The sequence below is a fragment of the Acinetobacter sp. ANC_7588 genome, from assembly GCF_056783995.1.
On the sequence record NZ_JBWYIU010000035.1, the window covers coordinates 1 to 613 of the forward strand.

Annotated in this window: 1 protein-coding gene; it reads right to left on the minus strand. The window is 42.6% G+C overall.

The window, feature by feature from the left end; genetic code table 11:
* Window positions 1–613 (minus strand): enolase C-terminal domain-like protein (locus AC1M9J_RS14765; protein ID WP_481952572.1); only part of this gene is annotated, 613 nt, incomplete at both ends.

Below are 613 nucleotides of genomic sequence, written 5' to 3' on the forward strand. Positions count from 1 at the left end.
TGAATACCTTTGATCGCTTCTAACTCAGACCAAGCACGGTTCACATCGACACGGATAGAAATATCAGCACCTAACGCTTTTTTGATGGTGAGAACATGCTCAACATCTGCTTCTACAGCACGAGAACCAATTTTTAATTTAAAGAAGTTATGACGCTTAGCTTCGATCATCTTTTTCGCTTCAGCGATATCTTTATCTGTATCACCAGAAGCCAACACCCAAAGTACAGGAACGCTGTCACGCAGACGGCCACCTAACACTTCAGACAGCGGCAAACCTAAACGTTGAGCCTGAATATCCAGTAAAGCAGTTTGAATGGCACATTTTGCAAAACGGTTGCCATTAATATTCTTCTTCAACACTTGCATAATTTGAGCAATGTTGAAATCAGTAAAAGTTTTGAGTAGTGGAGCAAAATAAGTATCGATATTGGTTTTGATACTTTCAGGGCTTTCTTCACCATAGCCTAAGCCACCGATGGTGGTTGCTTCGCCCCAACCAATGAAACCATCCGAAGTTTCGATTTTAATGAGGACTAAGGTTTGAGTTTGCATCGTTGCGACCGCCATCTTGTGTGGGCGGATCGTCGGGATTTCAACGAGCAAGGTTTCAA